Origin of the sequence: Agrobacterium tumefaciens, assembly GCF_013318015.2 — a bacterium.
In the GTDB taxonomy this organism is placed as follows: Bacteria; Pseudomonadota; Alphaproteobacteria; order Rhizobiales; family Rhizobiaceae; genus Agrobacterium; species Agrobacterium tumefaciens.
This window is the reverse complement of the sequence record NZ_CP115841.1, coordinates 1,071,570-1,091,634: the sequence shown is the minus strand read 5'-3', so window position 1 is coordinate 1,091,634 and position 20,065 is coordinate 1,071,570. Positions and strand designations below refer to the sequence as shown.

The following is a 20,065-nucleotide window of genomic DNA, read 5'->3' as shown; positions in this document are numbered from 1 at the left end:
TGTCGGTTATCCGACGAAAGCGCGCTCGATGACGAACTCGGCAGGCTTGTTGTTCGCACCTTCGTTAAGGCCGGCCTTTTCAAGAAGCTCCTTCGTGTCCTTCAGCATGGCCGAAGAACCGCAGATCATGCCGCGATCGATCGCGGGATCGAGTGCGGGAACACCCAGATCCGCAAACAGCTTGCCGTTCTCAATCAGCGAGGTGATGCGGCCCTTGAAGGGATAATCCTCGCGCGTGACAGTCGCATAGTGCTTGAGCTTGTCGCCGACGATCTCGTTCAGGAATTCATGGTTCCTGATTTCCTCGACCAGATCGAAACCGTATTTCAGTTCGGCCACATCGCGGCAGGTATGGGTGAGGATGACCTCTTCGAACTTTTCATAGGTCTCTGGATCGCGGATCAGGCTTGCGAAAGGTGCAATGCCGGTGCCGGTCGAGAACATATAGAGCCGTCTGCCTGGTGTCAGGGCATCCAGAACCAGAGTTCCTGTCGGCTTCTTGCGCATAAGCACGGTATCACCGGGCTTGATCGCCTGAAGATGCGAGGTCAACGGGCCATCCGGAACCTTGATCGAGAAGAATTCGAGTTCCTCGTCCCAGGCAGGGCTGGCGATGGAATAAGCGCGGTAGATCGGCTTTTCGCCGACCATCAGGCCGATCATGGCGAATTCGCCGGAGCGGAAGCGGAAGCCGGCCGGACGCGTCATGCGGAAACGGAACAGGTGATCCGTATAGTGCTCCACCGACAAAACTGTCTCGGCGTAAACACCATCAGGTATCTTGATCGCGAAATCTTCCGTCTTGGCTGGCGCGTTCATTTCAGGTTCCGTCCATTCATTCGATAAGCGACATTCTTCGACCGGGCAATTATACCATTTTTGCCGCGGTTTGAAGGCATGAGAATATCAATACTGCCATGCGCGCAGAAAATATGCATCTAAAACTCATATTTCCGCACAGCGCGTCATTGGGCCGCACGGCGGCGCCAGCTATAGGCCTCTCCACCGTTGGCCGGAAGGGCCGTCGGCTGGTAATAGACCGGGATTTCCGGCAGGCGATTTTCGGACAGGCGGCGGATCGCCGTCTCGTTCGTCACCGCAAAGCTGGTAAAGCCGGTGCGCAGCATCAGCGGCACCTGGTCGATCAAAACATCGCCAACCGCCCTCACCTCACCGGCAAAATCAAGACGGCTGCGCAGCAACGAGGCATGGCTGAAACCCCGCCCGTCATTGAAGGCCGGGAAGCTGACGGCGACAAGGTCGATGCGGTCGAGATAGGGCTCGAGCCGGGTGACATCGTCGGAAGGCGCAATCAGAACGCCGAGGCCGACATCATTGCTTTCAGCCGCACGGACAAGGAAATCAGCGAGCGACAGCACCGGTTTCTGCTCGGCAGTTGCCTTCACCTCTTCCGTTTCGATCACCCAGGGATCGTTTTCCACGAAGCCGTCGCGGTTCCAGATTTTCGTCATGGCAATCTCCTCAGGCGGCTTCAGCGGCGGAACCGTAGAGCGCATCCTTGAACGGCTGCGGTCCGACGCGGCGATAGGCTTCGAGGAAGGTTTCTTCCTTCGAAAGACGCAAGCCCAGATAGGTGTCGACGATAGTTTCCACCGCGTCGGTGACTTTTTCCGGCTCGAAACCACGGCCAATGATCTCACCAATCGAGGTGTTTTCATCACCCGATCCGCCAAGCGTGATCTGGTAGAGTTCCGCACCCTTCTTCTCAACACCCAGAAGGCCGATATGGCCGACATGGTGGTGGCCGCAGGCATTGATGCAGCCGGATATCTTGATCTTAAGCTCGCCGATTTCCGCCTGACGTTCCGGCGCGCCAAAACGGGTGGAGATTTCCTGCGCCACCGGAATGGAGCGCGCATTGGCAAGCGCGCAATAGTCCAGCCCGGGACAGGCAATGATATCGGTGATCAGCCCGGCATTGGCAGTCGCCAGTCCAGCTCCTACAAGTGCGCGATAGATCGGCTCGAGATCGGCCAGTGCCACATGCGGCAGGATGATGTTCTGCTCGTGGCTGATGCGGATTTCGTCAAACGCGTATTCGGCGGCGATATCGGCGACGAGTTCCATCTGCTCGTCGGTCGCATCGCCGGGAATGCCGCCAATCGGCTTCAGGGAAATCGTCACCATGCCGTAGTCCGGATGCTTATGCGGCTGGACGTTCTGCTCGACAAAACGGGCAAAACCTTCATCCGCCCGCTTCCAGCGCGCCAGGCTCTCCCAGCCTTCAGGACGGTCCTTCAGTGCCGGCGGTGCGAAATAGGCGGTGATGGCGGCAATATCGGCATCCGGCAGCTTCAATTCCGTGTTTTTCAGCTCCGCGAATTCGACCTCGACCTGGCGGGCCAGTTCTTCTGCGCCGGTTTCATGCACGAGGATCTTGATACGCGCCTTGTACTTGTTGTCGCGGCGGCCGTGCAGGTTATAAACGCGCATGACGGCCGTGGTATAGGACAGCAGGTCTTCTTCCGGCAGGAAGTCGCGGATCTTCTTGGCGATCATCGGCGTACGGCCCTGCCCGCCGCCGACATAGACGGCAAAACCGATCTCGCCCTTGTCGTTCTTTTTCAGATGCAGGCCGATATCGTGAACCTGAATCGCGGCGCGGTCGCGCTCGGCGCCCGTTACAGCGATTTTGAACTTGCGCGGCAGGAACGAGAACTCCGGATGCACGGAAGACCATTGACGCAGGATTTCCGCATAAGGACGCGGATCGGCGACCTCGTCTGCGGCGGCGCCCGCGAAATGGTCGGCGGTCACGTTGCGAATGCAGTTACCCGAGGTCTGCAGCGCATGCATTTCCACGCTTGCCAGTTCGGAGAGGATATCGGGCGTGTCGGACAGGCGCGGCCAGTTGTACTGAATGTTCTGGCGGGTGGTGAAGTGGCCGTAACCCCGGTCATATTTGCGGGCGATATGGGCCAGCATCCGCATCTGCTGCGAATTCAGCGTGCCGTAAGGAATGGCGACGCGCAGCATATAGGCATGGAGCTGGAGATAGACACCGTTCATAAGGCGCAGCGGCTTGAACGCGTCCTCAGCAAGCTCGCCGGACAACCGGCGCTCGACCTGATCGCGAAACTGTGCCACGCGGCCTTCAACAAATGCGTGATCGAACTCGTCGTAACGGTACATATTCTTCCTCAGACTGCGATGAATGCTGCATCGGCCGGCTTGAAGCCGTTGGCATAGTGCATGGTCGGGCCAGCGGCGCGAATGCGCTCACGAAGCCGCGTCGGCCAAAGCTTGCCATTCTCCTCCACCACGTCGATGACATTCACGTCAACGACCTTGTTGGCGGAAAAATCCCGCTTGCCGATTTCCTCGAACGAAGCGACGGCCTCTGCGTGGCGGGCGACGATTGCGTCCTGCAGGTTCTCCGTCCATTCGCCATTGGCATCGAGCCATACAGCGATCCCATCGCCCAGGCGGTTGGCGGTCAAAACCTTGTCAGCCATTTGCATACTCCCTTTTAAGGTTCGCTGGCCGCGCAACAAGCGCGAGCGCCTCGGACCTGTCAAAATTGGCGCCCGCCACCGCATCGCCGATAATGACCATGACCGGACCGGTCAGTTCGTCGCGATGTTCGAGGTCGGGCAGATCGTTCAAAGTGCCATGCAGCAGGCGGCGATCCGCGCGGCTGGCATTTTCGATAACGGCTACGGTCGTTTCCACGCCGAGACCTGCCTCTATCAGCCTCGTCGCGACCGACGCGGCAACGCTGCGGCCCATATAGACAGCAATGGTAGCGCCGGAGACGGCAAGCCGCGCCCAGTCCGGCAGGACATCGCCGGTCAGATCGTGGCCGGTGGTGAAAATCAGCGACGAAGCGACACCGCGCAGCGTCAAGGGCAATTCGAAATCCGCAGCAGCGGCGAAGGCGGAGGTAATGCCCGGAACGATCTCGTAACCGATACCGGCATCGCGCAGCGCCGCCATTTCCTCTCCCGCCCGGCCATAGACCAGCGGATCACCGGATTTGAGGCGCACGACGCGCTTGCCGTCTTTACCAAGACGCACCAGCAGGCGGTTGATCTCATCCTGCGACTTGCTGTGGCAGCCCTTGCGTTTGCCGACGGACAGCCGCTCGGCGTCGCGGCGCCCCATGTCAACGATTGCCTGCGGCACTAGCGCATCATAGACGATCACATCCGCTTCCATCAGCACGCGCTGCGCGCGCAGCGTCAGCAAATCTTCAGCACCGGGACCAGCGCCCACAAGCCAGACGCGGCCTTCGCTGCGCTCGGGCGATTGCAGCAAACGGTCAGCGGCATGGCGGGCGGATGATGTATCGCCGAGAGCGACGGCATCTGCGACAGCACCGGAAAAGAACCGGCGCCAGAAATTGCGCCGCAACGCGCCCTTGGGAACATTCTGCTCGGCGGCGTCACGATATTGCACGGCGAGACGCGCAAGCTTGCCCAGCGACGGAGACAGCATCTGATCGATACGTGCGCGGATCATCTGGGCAAGAACCGGGCCGGCGCCTTCGGTGCCAATGGCTATGGCGACGGGTGCGCGGGCGACGAGTGCCGGCGTGAAGAAATCGCAGAACTCCGGCTGATCCACCGCATTGGCGGGGATTTTCTTGGCGCGCGCAGCCAAAACGATCTCACGGTCCAGTACCTCGTCCCCAGTGGCGGCAAAAACCAGCGTCACGCCTTCAATCAGCTGGCTTGCGAAACCCAAAGCCCGATGATCGATGCCGTTTTCGCTGATATAGCGCGCAAAATCTGCTTCCGGCTGGTCGGCATAAGCAATGATATGTGCATTGGTATTGGCAAGCAGCCTTACCTTCGCAAAGGCCTCGTCACCATTGCCGAAAACAGCGACCTGCCGTCCCTCAACCCGGAAGAACGCGGGGAAGGTCGAAAGGCGATCGCCAGAAGCGGAAAAATCATGTTCGTTGTGCATCGGGCATTTATCCCGCATTGCGGCGCAAGATTGAAGAAACAGAAATTCAAGCCTTTCCGACACCTGGATTTTTATTTCTCGAACACCCCTGTTTTTGAGGAAAACTAACCGGCGCACCTTTATCAACCCTGTCGAACGCCTCGAAATCCCATGAGAATCCCTTGACAAACCAGGCCCTCGCGCCGAACAAGAAGGGACTATTTTCGTCGATATCTCCATGCAAAACCGCTTCCCCCTGAGGCGGTACGAAGGATAAGACCCTTGACCAGCTCGACCATCGCCGCCCGTCTTCTCGATGTCATCGAACACGATATCCTGCCCCTGACGGCGCGCGGCGTCAGCCTCGGCAACAAGGTTTTCGGTGCGGCGATCCTGCGTAAATCCGACCTGTCGCTGGTGATCGCGGAGACGAATAACGAGCTGGAAAACCCGCTCTGGCATGGCGAAGTGCACGCGCTTAAGCGGTTTTACGAGCTGGGTGAGAAGCCGAACACCAAGGAATTGATTTTCCTTTCCACCCATGAACCCTGCACCATGTGCATGTCCGCCATCACCTGGGCCGGCTTCGACAATTTCTACTCCTTTTTCAGCCACGAGGATTCGCGCGACGCTTTCGCCATTCCGCACGACCTGAAAATCCTCAAGGAAGTTTTCGGGCTGGAGCCGGGCGGGTATCGCCGCAGCAACGCCTTCTGGAACTCTTTCTTCATTGCCGATCTGGTGGAGAGCGAAGACGATCCGCTGAAGACCGAGCTGAAGGCGCAGACGGCCCGCATCAAGGCTGCCTATGACGAGCTTTCCACCAGCTATCAGTCATCGAAGAGCGGCAACGATATTCCGCTGAACTAGAGCATTTCTAGACGGTTTTCCGCCTGGATATGTATGAAAATAAAGAACGAAGGTTTGAAAGACTATGGAAGCCTCGAAGGATATTTCCCGCCTGATCGAGATCATGGAAGCCCTGCGCCAGCCGGAAACCGGCTGCCCCTGGGATGTCGTCCAGACCTTCGAGACGATCAAGCCTTACACCATCGAAGAGGCTTATGAGGTTGCCGACGCCATCGAGCGCAGGGATATGGACGATCTTTGCGAAGAACTGGGCGACCTGTTGCTGCAGGTGGTTTTCCATGCCCGCATCGCCGAGGAACGGGGCGAATTCGCCTTTGGTGACGTGGTTGAGGCCGTGACGTCCAAAATGATCCGCCGCCATCCGCACGTCTTTGCCGTTTCCGCCGCCAATACGCCTGACAGCGTCAAGCTGCAATGGGACCAGATCAAGGCCGAGGAAAAGCGCGAGCGTGCGGAACGCCGCGCCCGCCGCGGTATCACCGAGGATTTCAAGGCCGGCTTTTTAGGCAGTGTGCAGCGTAGCCAGCCGGCTCTGACCGAGGCTCTGAAGTTGCAGGAACAGGCTGCGCGTGTCGGTTTCGATTGGTCGGATCCAGCCCCCATTCTCGACAAGATCGAGGAGGAAATCGCCGAACTGCGTGAAGCGCTGGCGGAGGGAAAGCCGGAGAAGGTCTCTGATGAACTTGGCGATCTCATCTTCGCGCTGGTCAATATCGGCCGCCATGTCAAAGCCGATCCGGAAGACGCGCTGCGCGGCACCAATACGAAATTCCGCAGGCGTTTCAATCACATCGAGACGTCGCTCACCGAAAATGGCGAAACGCTTCAGGAAGCGAGCCTTGAGAGAATGGAAGACCTGTGGCAGGCGGCAAAGCGCATAGAACGCTCGCTGGATATGGTTTCGTCCTGATCACCCGGATATGCCGAAAAATTCAGAGCGCCCGGTGCTTTCGACAGTGGTGACGAAAACCTAAAACCTCTCCTGTGCATCATGCTCGGGCCTGCCCCGAGCATCTGCGACATCCTGATTGTATCTGTGTGTCTAGATCCTTGGGACAAGCCCAAGGATGACGTTGAGTATAAGGGAATATACCGCAATCGTTCTCGGAGCGTTTACTGCTCCCAGTCTTCCCGCTCGCGGATGGTTGCCTTTCCAAGCTTCCGTTCCAGCTCGGTGGCCTGCGCTTCCGACAGGCGCACATCAAGGGAAACAGAACCGTCCTCATTGTCTTCGCGGCTATCCACGATGGAGTTGCTGTAGACCCATGAGATCAGCGGCAATTGCTCGACGGAGAGGACTACAGTCGTTTCCGTCAGGACACCTGACAGACGGCCGGAAATCTCGTCCATCAGGGCATCTACGCCCTCGCCCGTGACCGCCGAAACGGCACGAATATCGGAGCGGCCCTCGGCACGTTCAATGATGGCGTCATGCGCTTCGGGTTCGAGACGATCGACCTTGTTCCAGACCTCGATGATGCGCTTTTCGGCTTCCTTTTCGTCGATGCCGAGATCGCCAAGAATGCGCAGCACATCGGCCGACTGGGCGGCATTATCCGGATCGGACATGTCGCGCACGTGCAAAATAAGATCGGCTTCCAGCACCTCTTCCAGCGTTGCGCGGAAAGCGGCGACGAGATGCGTCGGCAGATCGGAGATGAAACCGACGGTATCGGACAGGATAACCGTGCGGCCATGCGGCAGCTTCATGCGGCGCAAGGTCGGATCGAGCGTTGCGAACAGCATGTCTTCCGCCAGAACGCCAGCACCGGTAATGCGATTGAAGAGGGTGGACTTGCCGGCATTGGTATAACCGACCAGCGCCACGATCGGGTGCGGCACCTTGCGGCGCTTGGCGCGGTGAAGCTGGCGGGTGCGCACGACCTGCTCCAGCTCGCGCTCGAGCTTGACGATGCGATCCTGCAGCAGCCGACGGTCGGCCTCGATCTGCGTTTCACCCGGACCGCCCATGAAGCCCGCGCCACCACGCTGGCGTTCAAGGTGGGTCCAGCTTCTGACGAGGCGGCCCTTCTGATAGTTCAGATGCGCAAGATCGACCTGCAACGTGCCTTCCTTGGTGGAGGCACGGCGGCCGAAGATTTCGAGGATCAGGCCCGTCCTGTCGATGACCTTGGCATTCCACTGCTTTTCAAGATTGCGCTGCTGCACCGGGGTCAAAGGATGATCGACGATCACCAGACCGGAATTGGTTTCATCCAGAAGATGGCCGATTTCCTCGATCTTGCCGGTTCCAAACAAAGTCGCCGGACGCGGCTGGTTGACCGGCACGACAAGACCTTGCGTCACCTCAAGATCAATGGCGAGCGCCAGCCCCTTTGCTTCCTCAAGCTTGGCCTCAACGGACCGTACAGGAGAAACCGGACCCGCCACCGCATCACGGCTTTCGCGCTGCTGCTTGAGGACAGGCACGATGACCACCGCACGCATGTCGTCGCGGTGCTTTTCCTGTTCGGGGATGATCGATTCGTTCGAGGTGTCGCGCGTCGTAATGGGTTCAGCCTTATCAAGAAATGAATTTGCAGCCGACCGCATCCGTGCGGACGACTATCTGGATTAACCTGATTGAACCGGAAATGTTCCCGGTTCAGGTCAGCTTATATCGAAGATACCGTTGAGGGAGCCTGATCAGGCTGCGCCTTCTTCGCTCTCGAACATCTGCATCGGCTGGCCGGGCATGATGGTGGAGATCGCATGCTTGTAAACAAGCTGCGAGTGACCGTCACGGCGCAGAAGCACGCAGAAATTATCGAAGGAAGTGACAACGCCCGTCAGCTTGACGCCGTTGATCAGGAAAATCGTGAGCGAAATCTTTTGCTTACGAACGGTATTGAGGAAAAGATCCTGAAGGTTTTGAGAACGTTCCGCCATGGCGCCGCTTCTTTCTTTTTTGCCGGCAGGGATACCGGAAAATAATCAATCAATAATAAGCCGGCCGAGTCTAGTCCCCCGCTTGGCCGACCTGCAACTCTGGTATCAAATCGTGTCCTGTTCCGCAACGGCGAAAACAGCCGAATGAGTACGAGTATTGACCTGCTTTTTCGATTCGAAACAGTCAGAAATATTGTATCGAAACCCGGAAAAGCTGTTCCACGTCGCGCACCGCATCGGCAGATGCAAACAGCACGACGCGGTCCTTCGCCTTGATCTTCGTGCTGCCGTCCGGGCGGATCACCACACCGTCGCGATAGATCGCGCCGATGCGCACGCCATCAGGCATATCGATGTCACGGAAGGACTGGCCGACCAGCGGCGAAGTCTCCAGCGCCTCTGCCTCGATTACCTCCGCCGAGCCGCGCTGAACGGCATAAACCGACCGGATACGGCCCTTGCGCACATGCTGGAGAACGCGCGAAATGGTAACGGCCCGGGGATTGATATAGGCGTCGAGACCGAGTGAATCCGCAACCTCGTGAAAGGACGAGCTGTTCAACAATGCAAGGTTGGATTTGCAGCCAAGCTGCTTGGCCATCACCGCCGCCAGTATATTGGTCTGATCGCTGTTGGTGAGCGTCACGATCAGATCCGCATCCTGAATATCGGCCTGCAGCAAAATCTTCTGGTCCAGCGCCGAACCATGCATGACAATGGTGTTGCTGAGCTGTTCCGATGCGGCAATAGCCCTGTCGCGATCCGCCTCGATGATCTTTACCCGCGTCTTAGGCTGCAACTCCTCGATCTTCTGCGCGACGAAGTGGCCAATATTGCCGGCGCCCGCAATGACGATGCGCTGCGCCTCCTGCTCCTCATGGCCGAAGAGGCCAAGGGTGCGGCGTGCGTGCTGGCGCTGACAGATGACATAAGCGAGGTCGCCGACGCGCAGCTGCTCCGAGGAGTGCGCGACCTTGAGGATGCCGTTCCGGTAGACACCCACCACGGTTGCGATAAGGTCCGGAAAGAGGTTGGAAAGCTGCTGCAGCGGCGTGTTGATGACCGGGCAGTCCTCCATGCACTCGATTGCCAGCATGAAGACCGTGTCGTCGGCGAAACGCACGACATCGGTGGCACCCGGAAAGGCGATGCGCCTGAGTACCATCTTGCCGACTTCGACTTCAGGCGAAATCGTCACGTCGATCGACATGTTTTCGCGGCTGAACAGATCGGCATATTCCGGTTTGAGATAGCTTTGGTCGCGGATGCGGGCGATTTTGGTCGGAACGCTGAACAGCGCATGCGCAACCTCGCAGGCGACGATATTGATCTCGTCATGCAGGGTCACGGCGATGATCATGTCGGCCTGGTCCGCACCCGCCTTTGCCAGCATGTCGGGATGGGCGCCATGGCCGACATAACCGCGCACATCCAGCGTCTCTGTAATGGCGGTAATGAGGGTCGCGGAGGTATCGATGACCGATACTTCATTATCCTCGCGCGACAGTTGTTCGGCAATGCCGTAACCCACCTGCCCTGCGCCGCAAATGATGACTTTCATGCTGTCTCTCTGACGGAATAATCGATTACGACGACTTGGGCCTTCGTCTCTTATACGCCGAGAGATTTCAGTTTGCGATGCAGTGCCGATCTTTCCATGCCGACAAATTCCGCCGTTCGTGAAATATTGCCGCCGAAACGGTTGATTTGGGCGACCAGATAGTCCCGCTCGAACATTTCACGTGCTTCGCGCAACGGCAGTGTCATGATGTGCTGATCGCCTTGCGCCGAAATCTTCGGCAGCATGTCGCCAATATCCGCCGGCAACATGTCTGCCGAGATTGGTGCCTCACCGCCTTCGGGGCGTGCCAGAATCATCAGCCGCTCGATATTGTTGCGGAGCTGGCGAATGTTACCCGGCCAGTCATGCGTCTGGAGAACGGCCATGGCGTCATCGCCGATCTTGCGCGGGCGGATACCGGCCTGTTCGGAAATCTGCCGCATGAACATGTCTACGAGGAAAGGAATATCCTCACGCCGCTCGGACAGCGCCGGCACCTTCACCGGCACCACGGCGAGGCGATGGTAGAGATCTTCGCGGAACTGGCCTTCGGCGATCAGGCTTTCGAGGTGATGGGCGGTTGAGGAGATGATGCGCACATCCACCTTTACCCGCTTGCCGCCACCAACGCGCTCGAACTGCTGATCGACCAGCACGCGCAGGATCTTGTTCTGCGTTTCGCGCGGCATCTCGCCGACTTCATCGAGATAGAGAACACCGCGATGGGCCTCTTCCAGAGCGCCCACCTTGCGCGGCTGCCCGGGCAGGCCTTCCGTGCCGAACAAGGCGATTTCCATGCGGTCCGGCGTGATGGTCGCAGCGTTCAGCGCAACGAAAGGTCCTGTAGCACGCGAGGATTTCTTGTGCACCATGCGCGCCACCAGCTCCTTTCCGGAACCGGAGGGGCCGAGAATCATGATGCGGCTGTTGGTGGGCGCCACGCGGTCAATGGTCTGGCGAAGTTGGGAAACCGCAAGCGACGCGCCGACGAGTTCAACCGCATCGCCAGTGCGCTTCTTGAGTTCCTGCACCTCCCGCTTCAGCTTGGAGTTCTCCAGCGCGCGTTCGGCAATCAGGATCAGGCGGTCTGCCTTGAACGGCTTCTCAATGAAATCGAACGCGCCGCGCTTGATGGCGTTGACGGCGGTTTCGATGTTGCCGTGACCGGAAATCATCACAACAGGGATATCGGGATGGCGGCTCTTGATCTCGTCCAGCAGGGCCAGACCGTCGAGCTTCGACCCCTGCATCCAGATGTCGAGAAAGATGAGACGCGGAACGCGTTCGGAAATGGCGGCCAGCGCGCTGTCGCTGTCGAACGCCATGCGCGTCTCGTGGCCTTCATCGGAAAGAATACCCGCTACGATTTCGCGAATGTCCGCCTCGTCATCCACGACCAGAATATCAGACGCCATATGCTGCTTCCTTGTTATTTTTGCCGCCGACCGCCTCGATATAGGGCAGCAGCACTCTGATCATGGCACCGTGGCCATGGTCGAACTCCGGCGGGGCATCGTGGAGTTCCAGATACCCGCCATGCTCTTCGATGATTTTCTTGACGATGGCGAGGCCGAGGCCCGTGCCCTTGTCCCGCATCGTCATATAGGGTTCGAGAATGCGGTGACGGTTCTCGACGGGCAAGCCTCTGCCATTGTCGATGATGTCAGCCACGAACCGCGAATTGGCCTCGTCGAAGGATGCGCGCACCAGGATTTTACCTGGCCGCTTTTCGCCTTCCACCGCTTCGATCGCTTCCGTTGCATTCTTGATGAGATTGCCGAACGCCTGTCCCAGCATGCGGGCATCGAACATGCCCTCCAGCGGGACATCGCCAAATTCCGTCGAGAATTTCGTGTCGGCGGCGCTTATTTCGCGCAGGAATGCCGCGTCCTTCAAGATCGAACGCAGGTCCGACTTTTCCTTCGTGGGCTTCGGCATGCGCGCAAAGGCCGAGAATTCATCCACCATCCGGCCGATGTCACCAACCTGCCGGACGATGGTGTCCGTACACTGGTCAAAGATGGCGCGATCGTTCTCGTCGATCTGCTTGCCGAAGCGGCGTTTGATGCGCTCGGCGGAAAGCTGGATAGGTGTCAGAGGATTCTTGATCTCATGCGCAATACGCCGCGCGACGTCGGACCAGGCGGTCGAGCGCTGGGCAATGACGAGATCGGTGATATCGTCGAGCGTGATGACGTAGCTGTCGCGGCTGTCGCGTGCATCCTCACGGGTCACCTGCACATTGAGCGTCCGTTCGGTGCCGCGCCGCATGATGTTGATCTGCTTGCGGAAATTGCCGCGCGACCAAGTGTTGGCCTCGGTCACGACCTCTTCGATTTCAGGCGCGATATCAGATAGTTGCGCACCGATCAGCTGGTCGGAGGAAAGCGCTACGAATTCTTCAGCCGAAGGATTGACGATGGTGATCCTGCGGTTTTCATCAATGCCGATAACGGCCGCGGTAACGCCCGACAATACGGCCTCGATGAAGCGGCGGCGATCATCGATGTCGTCTTTCGCTTCAATGATCTGTTCCTGTTGGCTACGCAGTTCCGAGACCATCTTGTTGAAGGTGCGCGACAGGCGGCCAACGTCGCCATCGATGGCGCGAACGGGAACCAGCACATGCATGTTTCCGGTGGCGACACTGTCTGCGGCGCTGATGAGGAGACGGATAGGACGCACGATACGGTCGGCTACCGCAATCGCGGTCCAGATCGCCGCCAGAAGTACGATCAGCGCGAAACCGAGATAGAGGATTGCAAACGCAATCTGCAACGGCGCACGGCCGGCCTCCATCGCCTTGTATTCGGCGCGGTTCTCTTCCATCAGCCGCATCGCGCCCATTACCTTGGGATCGACGGCACGCACGGTGTAAAGAAACGTACCGCTGATGCCCTCGAGCTTGATGATGGCGCCGACGAGATTGGTGATACCAGGCGGAATAAGGGTTGGCTGACCAGCGGCGGCCTTTTCAAGCGCATCGTGCGGAATGGCCGGAAGCGGCTTTTCCGTCTTGATATCGGCTTGCGCGACGGCGTCGCCGTCTTCCTGCACCAGGAATGCGCCGAGAAGACCACGGCCCTTGGCCTGACGGGTCATGAGATCGACGAAGCCGGTGCGGTCGAGATAAAAGAGCGCGCGATTGCGGTCGAGGTCGGTAGCCATCGACAGGGTCTGTCCCTGAAGATAACCGGCATTCTCCATCATATAGGCCTGGGCGATATTGCTGGAGGAATCGACGATCGACTGGGTACGTAGCGCAAACCAGCGGTCGAGACCGACATTCAGCGTCAGACTGGCGAAGATGGCGACGAGAACGGCCGGTGTAATCGCAACGATGGAAAACAGCACGACGATGCGCACATGCAATCGTGCCGCCGCCCTGCCCTTTTTCCGCGCTTTCAGCAGGCGGTTGATTTCCCGACCGATGAGAAAGATCAATCCGATCACAAAGACCGAATTGATGACGACCGAGGCGATGACGACATTCGATGTCGGCGCAATCGGTGTTACGCCCAGAAGCACGAAAAGTGTCAGTATGGCGCAAACAAGGGCGACACCGGCAAGCACCAGCCCCGGCAGAGCGAAAGACATCCTGCGATCGGCTACCACCATTCCCGCTGCGTCTTCGGCAACGGCTTTTTCGGCGGCGGGTTTCCGCATGCATTTCTCCCAATCGCTGGCTAGCCAGCACCACATTCATGAAAATGGGCGAATCCGCCTCGTGCCGGCGAATCTCTCTCCATCCTAGTGTTTTCCAAGCAACACAATGTGGCGAAAATGCAACGACAACCGCGGCCTTGTCAACATTCTCAGCTGGGCCGGGAGCTGCGATACACGGAAACGCCAAGCTCGCGAATCTTCTTGCGCAGCGTATTGCGGTTGAGGCCAAGAAGATCGGCAGCCTTGATCTGGTTACCGCGCGTCGCCGTCAGGGCAGCGAGAATGAGCGGATATTCCAGTTCGCGCAGAACACGGTCGTAGAGACCCGGCGGCGGCAGGCCTTCGCCGAAACTTGCGAAATAATCCCGCATGTTTTCCTCGACCGCCTGCGAAATGGTCAATGAGCCGGTCCGGACCGCCATCTTGTCGAGCGGGCTGTCTGGAACATCCGACTGCAATTCCTGCTCGATGATCTCGCGGGTGATGACTTCCTGCGGATAAAGCGCCATCAGGCGACGGATCAGGTTTTCGAGTTCGCGCACGTTGCCGGGCCAGGCATAGGCCTTCATGACTTCCAGCGCCTCGGTCTCGAAGCGTTTTCCTTCCAGCCCCTCCTTTTCACCCGTCTGGATGAAATGGCGCACAAGATCGGGAATATCCTCAGCGCGGTCGCGCAGCGGCGGCAGCCGCAGCGGCACGACGTTCAGGCGGTAATAGAGGTCTTCGCGGAAAAGGCCCTGGTTGATCGACTGCTTCAGGTCCTTGTTGGTGGCGGCGACGATGCGAACATCGGTCCTGATCGGCGTGCGTCCGCCGACCGTCGTATATTCGCCCTGCTGCAATACGCGCAGCAGCCGCGTCTGGGCGTCCATTGGCATATCGCCGATTTCGTCGAGAAACAGCGTGCCGCCCTCGGCCTGTTCGAAACGGCCGGTCGAGCGGTTCTGCGCGCCGGTGAAGGCGCCCTTCTCATGGCCGAACAGTTCGGATTCGATCAGATCACGCGGGATTGCCGCCATGTTGATGGCGACGAAGGGGCCGTTGCGGCGCTTGCCGTAATCATGCAGCGCGCGCGCCACCAGTTCCTTGCCGGTGCCGGATTCGCCGGTAATCATCAGCGTCAGGTCGGTCTGCATCAGGCGGGCGAGAACCCGGTAGATTTCCTGCATGGCGGCCGAGCGGCCGACGAGCGGCATGCCGTCCTGCATATCGTCGTCCAGTTTGGCGGGCTTGCGCTTCGGCTCCGACAGGGCGCGGCCGATGATGGCAATCAGCTCCGTCAGGTCGAAGGGCTTGGGCAGGTAATCGTAAGCGCCCTTTTCCGAGGCCTTGATCGCGGTCATGAAAGTGTTTTGGGCACTCATCACCAGAACCGGCAGGTCGGGGCGGGCCTTCTTGATGCGCGGAAGCAGATCGAAGGCGTTTTCATCGGGCATCACGACATCGGTAACGACCAGATCGCCCTCGCCGGCAGAAACCCAGCGCCAGAGCGTTGCGGCATTGGACGTGATGCGCACATCGTAACCGGCACGGCTGAGCGCCTGATTAAGCACGGTGCGGATCGCGGCATCATCATCGGCGACGAGGATAGTAGCTGTCATCTGTCATTTCCTGTCGAGTTCGGCAAGATGCGGTCGTCCAGCGCCACTTCAGGCGAGACGGGCATCAATACGCGGAAAGTCGTGCGATGGTTCTGGCTGTCGCATTCGACAATGCCGCCATGGGCGCCGATCAGTTTGGCGACAAGCGCCAGACCCAGGCCCGAACCATTCGTCTTGGTGGTAATGAAGGGGTCGAAGAGATGCGGCAGGAGATCGGCCGGCACTCCCGGCCCATTGTCATGCACGCAAAACTCAAGCGGCAGCGAGATGCGTTCGCGGCTGCCGGCCACGGACATGCGCATGCCGGGACGATATGCCGTCGTCAGCACGATCTCGCCCTCCGACTGATTCCCGACGGCTTCCGCCGCATTTTTCACCAGATTGAGAAAGACCTGCACCAGCTGGTCGCGATTGGCATAGACCGCCGGCAGCGATGGATCATAATTCTCGGAAATCTTGATGTTGCGGGCAAAGCCAGCCTTGGCTATGGCCTTCACATGGTCGAGCACCGAATGGATGTTGACTGGCACGCGGTCCACCGGACGCTCGTCGGAGAACACTTCCATGCGGTCAACCAGCGAGACGATACGATCGGTCTCGTCGCAGATCAGCCGCGTCAGCGCACGGTCCTCATCGGCAACCGATGTCTCGAGAAGCTGCGCGGCACCACGAATGCCCGAAAGCGGGTTCTTAATCTCATGCGCCAGCATCGAGGCAAGGCCGGTGACAGAGCGTGCAGCAGCCCGATGGGTCAATTGCCGGTCGATCTTGTCAGCCATCGACCGTTCCTGGAAGACGACGACAACAGACCCCGGCTCGCTGACAACAGGCGCGACATAGAGATCGACGAGCTTGTCCTGTCCAAGCCGGGGGGAGCTCAGATCGACCCGATATTCATTTACCGGCGCGCGGCGTTCCCGCACCTGATCGATCAGCGCAAGCAGCGGACTGCCGAAGGGAATGAAGGTGGAGACGCGGTAGCGGGCGAGATGGGAGGCGCTGGCCCCGAAAAAAGCTTCTGCTTCCCAATTGGCAAAAGCGATGAAACCTTCGGCATCCACCAGAATAACGGGATTCTGCACCGCGTTCAGAACCGCCATGGCGAGCGGGTTCGCATCTGCCGGGCTGTGTTTATCAGCGCTCATGCGGCCTTCCTTGCGGCTTCTTCGCCCGCATTGTCGCAAAGGGCGGAGCGCAGCAGATCAGCCACTTCCCCCGTATCACGCGATGTCATGATTTTAGCCTTGTCGGTGGTGGCGATCTCCGTCGCGAAACGGTCGAGATACCAGCCCAGATGTTTGCGGGCATGCCGAAGACCGGCTTCCCTTCCATAAAATTCGAGCATCATGTCGTAATGTTCGACGGCGATATCGGCAATATCGGCGCGTTGCGGCGCTGCGTGTCCGGCCAGTACCGCCGGCAGCCAGGGTTGACCCTGTGCACCGCGACCGACCATAACGGCATCCGCGCCGGAACGGCTGAGGATTTCACGCGCATCTTCGGCGGTCTCGACATCGCCATTGGCAATCAGCGGCACGGAAATCACCTCGCGCACGGCGCGAATGGCATCCCAGTTCGCCCGTCCTTCGTAAAACTGCATGCGGGTGCGGCCGTGAATGGTAATGAGCTGGATGCCAGCGGCTTGAGCGCGGCGAGCAATTTCAGGTGCATTGATGGTGTTTTCATCCCAGCCGAGCCGCATCTTCAGCGTCACGGGCACATCGACCGCGCCGACGGTCGCCTCGATCAACGACAGCGCATGATCAGGATCCCGCATCAAGGCCGAACCGGAGTAACCGCCCGTCACCTTCTTGGCCGGACAACCCATATTGATGTCGATGATGCCAGCGCCATTGTCAGCCGCAATTTTTGCCGCTTCCGCCATAAAATGCGCTTCGCGTCCGGCGAGCTGCACCATATGCGGAACCATCCCGGCATTTTTCAGCCGCGCCCAGGATTCCCCACGATTGGCGACAAGTTCCCGGCTTGCGACCATTTCAGTCACCACAAGGCCCGCGCCGTAACGCCAGGCGAGCTGACGGAAAGGCAAATCTGTCACGCCCGACATAGGCGCCAGCACTGCGCGATTACGGATCGCGACTGAGCCGATGCTGAACGGGACTGACAACTCCGGAAGGGGCAAGTGATGATCTTTCGTGCAGAAGAGTTATATGCATTATTTTTAGACAGTGTTTGCGCAGTTGCCAAGCACTTTTACAGGGTTGCACCTTTTATTTGCGCGTGGCCTGCCTGCCTGTTTTGCTGGCGGCGGCAATTTGTGCAGGTTTGAACAAACGGGATGACCGATCCTGCGGCATGTGGGTGCGGGTGGGCGGCTTATCGGGCTGGCCATTCGGGTTTTGAAACGCTAGAGCAGGACTGTCAACCATTAAGGGTTGCGCACAAAGCATAAGACCAATGCAGGAAAGTACTATGAAACTCGGCATCGTCGTTGTCGCCGCAGGACGCGGAGAAAGAGCCGGCTCCCCCGAGGAAGGGCCGAAACAATATCGCCCGATCGGTGGCAAGGCCGTGATCGAGCATACGTTGTCGACCTTTCTTGCCTGGGCAGACACATCGCCTATCGTGGTCGTTATCCATGCCGACGATGCGGCACTCCTGTCACCAATCCTTGAACGGCTGAATGCCGGAGAGCGGATCGTCACCGTCACGGGCGGCGCAACCCGGCAGCAATCGGTGCTCGCTGGTCTGGAAGCGCTGGCCGCGCAAGACCTCACACATGTGATGATCCACGATGCCGTGCGGCCTTTCATCGCCGTGGACATGCTGGAACGCATCGTGGCGCTGCACAAGGCGGGCGCTGTCGGCGTTCTGCCTGCCCTGCCCGTCACTGATACGCTGAAGCGTGGCGCAGGCGATTCCGTCGCGGAGACGGTTTCAAGGCAGGGCCTTTATGCGGCGCAGACACCGCAAAGCTTCGGCTATGGCGAAATCCTCGCCGCGCATCGCGCTGCTGCCACATCTGGAAAAACCGACTTTACCGATGACGCCTCGATCGCTGAATGGGCAAGTCTGCCTGTGACGCTGACCGAAGGCTCGGTCGACAATGTGAAACTCACTCTCAAGCGGGATATCGCCATGGCCGATGAAAAGCTCTCCTACGGACTGCCTGACGTGCGCACCGGCAATGGTTACGACGTGCACCAGCTGGAAGCAGGAGACGGTGTGACGCTGTGCGGCGTCTTCATCGAACACGACCAGAAACTCAAAGGCCATTCGGATGCCGATGTGGCGCTGCATGCGCTGACGGATGCCCTGCTCGCCACCTGCGGCGCTGGCGACATAGGCGATCACTTCCCGCCTTCCGATCCGCAATGGAAGGGTGCCGCTTCGCGCATCTTCCTCGAACACGCGGCCAAGGTAGTCCGCGGCAATGGCGGCACGATCATGAATGCCGATGTCTCGCTGATTGCCGAAGCGCCGCGCATCGGACCGCATCGGCAGGCCATGCGTGAGGCGCTTTCCGACATTCTCTGCATCGCGCTGGAGCGCTGCTCGGTCAAGGCGACCACCAACGAGACGATCGGCTTCGTCGGCCGCCGCGAAGGTATTGCTGCGATTGCCACTGCCACTGTGGTCTACAAGGGCAGACCGCTATGAGCCTGTTTCCTGCGGATATAGAAGAACTGGCGCGGCGGATCATTTCTGACTTTACCGCCGGCGGCTTCATGGTCTCGACGGCGGAAAGCTGTACGGGCGGCCTGATTGCTGGTTCGCTGACGGAAATCGCCGGCTCTTCTGCCGTCGTCGATCGCGGCTTCGTCACCTACACAAACCAGGCCAAGATGGACATGCTTGGGGTTGGAACTGAGACGCTGGCGAATTTCGGCGCCGTATCCCGACAGACCGCGCTGCAAATGGCGCATGGCGCGCTATTTCGTTCCCGGGCGGATTTTGCCGTAGCCGTGACCGGCATTGCCGGTCCGGGCGGAGGTTCGGTTGAAAAACCGGTGGGGCTGGTGCATCTGGCCGCCAGGGCGCGCAGCGGTAAAATCCTGCACCATGAAATGCACTACGGAGAGATCGGGCGAACGGAAATCCGTCTTGCGACCGTCAGGACGGCGCTCGAGATGCTGATTACCCTGAATCAGGCCGGGTCCGCGTAGATTTTATCGGCGCGGGTCTCGAAGGCTTCGGCGAACATGCGGAAGGCCCTGTCGAACATCGATCCCATGACCGCACCGAGCAGCCGGTTCTTGAATTCATACTCGATGAAAAAATGAATGGCCGAGCCGCCCTCTGCGGAGGCTTCAAAACGCCAGCGATTGTCGAGATATTTGAACGGGCCGTCGATATATTTCACGTCGATAGCGCGCTCTGCCGGGTTCAGCAGCACCTGCGTGGTGAAGGTCTCGCGAATGGCCTTGTAGCCCACCGTCATATCAGCCACCAGCAGAGTCTTGCCGTCCCGCTCCTTGCGCGAGCGGATGACCAGCGCTTCGCAAAGCGGCAGAAACTGCGGATACTTCTCCACATCGGCGACGAGGTCGTACATGCGGTCGGGCGAGTGTTTTACAAGGCGATGCGTTTCGAACTGTGGCATGAG

Annotated in this window: 18 protein-coding genes; 4 read left to right on the top strand and 14 right to left on the bottom strand. The window is 59.1% G+C overall.

Translation table 11 applies throughout. From position 1 onward, the window contains the following. Positions 1-6: 6 nt before the first annotated feature. The 5 genes from G6L97_RS05455 to cysG all read right to left on the bottom strand — a co-directional run bounded on the left by G6L97_RS05455 (position 7) and on the right by cysG (position 4,932). Positions 7-819 carry a ferredoxin--NADP reductase gene (locus G6L97_RS05455; protein ID WP_003512938.1) on the bottom strand — a complete coding sequence of 271 codons (813 nt, stop codon included), beginning with the start codon at positions 817-819 and terminating at the stop codon, positions 7-9. A 146-nt stretch (positions 820-965) separates the two neighbouring features. After that, the gene (locus G6L97_RS05450) at positions 966-1,472 is read right to left on the bottom strand and encodes a DUF934 domain-containing protein (RefSeq protein ID WP_111783314.1); all 507 of its coding nucleotides are present in this window, start codon (positions 1,470-1,472) and stop codon (positions 966-968) included. Between the two features lie 10 nt (positions 1,473-1,482). Then, a complete protein-coding gene (locus tag G6L97_RS05445; RefSeq protein ID WP_111783088.1) occupies positions 1,483-3,153 on the bottom strand; it encodes a nitrite/sulfite reductase in 1,671 nt (556 codons plus the stop codon). An 8-nt stretch (positions 3,154-3,161) separates the two neighbouring features. Beyond that, a complete protein-coding gene (locus G6L97_RS05440; RefSeq protein ID WP_003512933.1) occupies positions 3,162-3,476 on the bottom strand; it encodes a DUF2849 domain-containing protein in 315 nt (104 codons plus the stop codon). Beyond that, positions 3,469-4,932 (bottom strand): siroheme synthase CysG, encoded by a 1,464-nt coding sequence (cysG, locus tag G6L97_RS05435; RefSeq protein WP_111783089.1) that lies wholly within the window; start codon positions 4,930-4,932, stop codon positions 3,469-3,471. The genes G6L97_RS05440 and cysG overlap by 8 nt, the downstream gene beginning before the upstream one ends. Before the next feature lie 261 nt (positions 4,933-5,193). Between cysG and G6L97_RS05430 the strand changes: the two genes are divergently transcribed. Beyond that, positions 5,194-5,781, top strand: a complete 588-nt coding sequence (locus G6L97_RS05430; protein ID WP_038490910.1) for a deaminase — start codon at positions 5,194-5,196, stop codon at positions 5,779-5,781. Between the two features lie 64 nt (positions 5,782-5,845). Beyond that, positions 5,846-6,691: a nucleoside triphosphate pyrophosphohydrolase gene (gene mazG, locus G6L97_RS05425; protein ID WP_111783090.1), complete on the top strand. Its 846-nt coding sequence runs from the start codon at positions 5,846-5,848 to the stop codon at positions 6,689-6,691. A gap of 203 nt (positions 6,692-6,894) precedes the next feature. Here the strand turns inward: mazG and hflX are convergent, their stop codons facing one another. The 8 genes from hflX to dusB form a co-directional block, all read right to left on the bottom strand. After that, entirely contained in the window at positions 6,895-8,334 is a 1,440-nt protein-coding gene (gene hflX, locus G6L97_RS05420) for a GTPase HflX (protein ID WP_174002787.1), read from the bottom strand. 93 nt (positions 8,335-8,427) lie between these two features. Then, the gene (gene hfq, locus G6L97_RS05415) at positions 8,428-8,670 is read right to left on the bottom strand and encodes an RNA chaperone Hfq (RefSeq protein WP_003496145.1); all 243 of its coding nucleotides are present in this window, start codon (positions 8,668-8,670) and stop codon (positions 8,428-8,430) included. Between the two features lie 184 nt (positions 8,671-8,854). Further along, entirely contained in the window at positions 8,855-10,231 is a 1,377-nt protein-coding gene (gene trkA, locus G6L97_RS05410) for a Trk system potassium transporter TrkA (protein ID WP_003512920.1), read from the bottom strand. Positions 10,232-10,281: 50 nt separating this feature from the next. Then, positions 10,282-11,646: a nitrogen assimilation response regulator NtrX gene (ntrX, locus tag G6L97_RS05405; RefSeq protein ID WP_003512918.1), complete on the bottom strand. Its 1,365-nt coding sequence runs from the start codon at positions 11,644-11,646 to the stop codon at positions 10,282-10,284. Further along, positions 11,636-13,897, bottom strand: a complete 2,262-nt coding sequence (locus tag G6L97_RS05400; RefSeq protein ID WP_003512916.1) for a sensor histidine kinase NtrY-like — start codon at positions 13,895-13,897, stop codon at positions 11,636-11,638. The genes ntrX and G6L97_RS05400 overlap by 11 nt, the downstream gene beginning before the upstream one ends. A 149-nt stretch (positions 13,898-14,046) precedes the next feature. Next, complete coding sequence (gene ntrC / locus G6L97_RS05395) at positions 14,047-15,498, bottom strand: nitrogen regulation protein NR(I) (RefSeq protein ID WP_003512914.1); 1,452 nt, start codon at positions 15,496-15,498, stop codon at positions 14,047-14,049. Beyond that, positions 15,495-16,643, bottom strand: a complete 1,149-nt coding sequence (locus tag G6L97_RS05390) for a two-component system sensor histidine kinase NtrB (RefSeq protein ID WP_003512904.1) — start codon at positions 16,641-16,643, stop codon at positions 15,495-15,497. Before G6L97_RS05390 ends, ntrC begins: the two co-directional genes overlap by 4 nt. After that, positions 16,640-17,566, bottom strand: a complete 927-nt coding sequence (gene dusB / locus G6L97_RS05385; RefSeq protein ID WP_003512902.1) for a tRNA dihydrouridine synthase DusB — start codon at positions 17,564-17,566, stop codon at positions 16,640-16,642. Before dusB ends, G6L97_RS05390 begins: the two co-directional genes overlap by 4 nt. A gap of 365 nt (positions 17,567-17,931) precedes the next feature. Between dusB and G6L97_RS05380 the strand changes: the two genes are divergently transcribed. Beyond that, positions 17,932-19,119, top strand: coding sequence for a bifunctional 2-C-methyl-D-erythritol 4-phosphate cytidylyltransferase/2-C-methyl-D-erythritol 2,4-cyclodiphosphate synthase (locus G6L97_RS05380; protein ID WP_111783091.1), 1,188 nt, complete (start codon positions 17,932-17,934; stop codon positions 19,117-19,119). Continuing rightward, entirely contained in the window at positions 19,116-19,625 is a 510-nt protein-coding gene (locus G6L97_RS05375; protein ID WP_019565546.1) for a CinA family protein, read from the top strand. The genes G6L97_RS05380 and G6L97_RS05375 overlap by 4 nt, the downstream gene beginning before the upstream one ends. Here the strand turns inward: G6L97_RS05375 and G6L97_RS05370 are convergent. Beyond that, complete coding sequence (locus tag G6L97_RS05370; protein WP_003512897.1) at positions 19,607-20,062, bottom strand: type II toxin-antitoxin system RatA family toxin; 456 nt, start codon at positions 20,060-20,062, stop codon at positions 19,607-19,609. The genes G6L97_RS05375 and G6L97_RS05370 overlap by 19 nt on opposite strands. Positions 20,063-20,065 lie beyond the last annotated feature (3 nt).

Coding starts and splice junctions, on each gene's coding strand:
- G6L97_RS05375 (WP_019565546.1), top strand. CDS start 19,116: ATGAGCCTGTTTCCTGCGGATATAGAAGAACTGGCGCGGCGGATCATT.
- G6L97_RS05390 (WP_003512904.1), bottom strand. CDS start 16,643: ATGAGCGCTGATAAACACAGCCCGGCAGATGCGAACCCGCTCGCCATG.
- G6L97_RS05440 (WP_003512933.1), bottom strand. CDS start 3,476: ATGGCTGACAAGGTTTTGACCGCCAACCGCCTGGGCGATGGGATCGCT.
- mazG (WP_111783090.1), top strand. CDS start 5,846: ATGGAAGCCTCGAAGGATATTTCCCGCCTGATCGAGATCATGGAAGCC.
- G6L97_RS05450 (WP_111783314.1), bottom strand. CDS start 1,472: ATGACGAAAATCTGGAACCGCGACGGCTTCGTGGAAAACGATCCCTGG.
- hflX (WP_174002787.1), bottom strand. CDS start 8,334: ATGCGGTCGGCTGCAAATTCATTTCTTGATAAGGCTGAACCCATTACG.
- trkA (WP_003512920.1), bottom strand. CDS start 10,231: ATGAAAGTCATCATTTGCGGCGCAGGGCAGGTGGGTTACGGCATTGCC.
- G6L97_RS05445 (WP_111783088.1), bottom strand. CDS start 3,153: ATGTACCGTTACGACGAGTTCGATCACGCATTTGTTGAAGGCCGCGTG.
- cysG (WP_111783089.1), bottom strand. CDS start 4,932: ATGCACAACGAACATGATTTTTCCGCTTCTGGCGATCGCCTTTCGACC.
- ntrC (WP_003512914.1), bottom strand. CDS start 15,498: ATGACAGCTACTATCCTCGTCGCCGATGATGATGCCGCGATCCGCACC.
- hfq (WP_003496145.1), bottom strand. CDS start 8,670: ATGGCGGAACGTTCTCAAAACCTTCAGGATCTTTTCCTCAATACCGTT.
- G6L97_RS05370 (WP_003512897.1), bottom strand. CDS start 20,062: ATGCCACAGTTCGAAACGCATCGCCTTGTAAAACACTCGCCCGACCGC.
- ntrX (WP_003512918.1), bottom strand. CDS start 11,646: ATGGCGTCTGATATTCTGGTCGTGGATGACGAGGCGGACATTCGCGAA.
- G6L97_RS05400 (WP_003512916.1), bottom strand. CDS start 13,897: ATGCGGAAACCCGCCGCCGAAAAAGCCGTTGCCGAAGACGCAGCGGGA.
- G6L97_RS05380 (WP_111783091.1), top strand. CDS start 17,932: ATGAAACTCGGCATCGTCGTTGTCGCCGCAGGACGCGGAGAAAGAGCC.
- G6L97_RS05455 (WP_003512938.1), bottom strand. CDS start 819: ATGAACGCGCCAGCCAAGACGGAAGATTTCGCGATCAAGATACCTGAT.
- dusB (WP_003512902.1), bottom strand. CDS start 17,566: ATGTCGGGCGTGACAGATTTGCCTTTCCGTCAGCTCGCCTGGCGTTAC.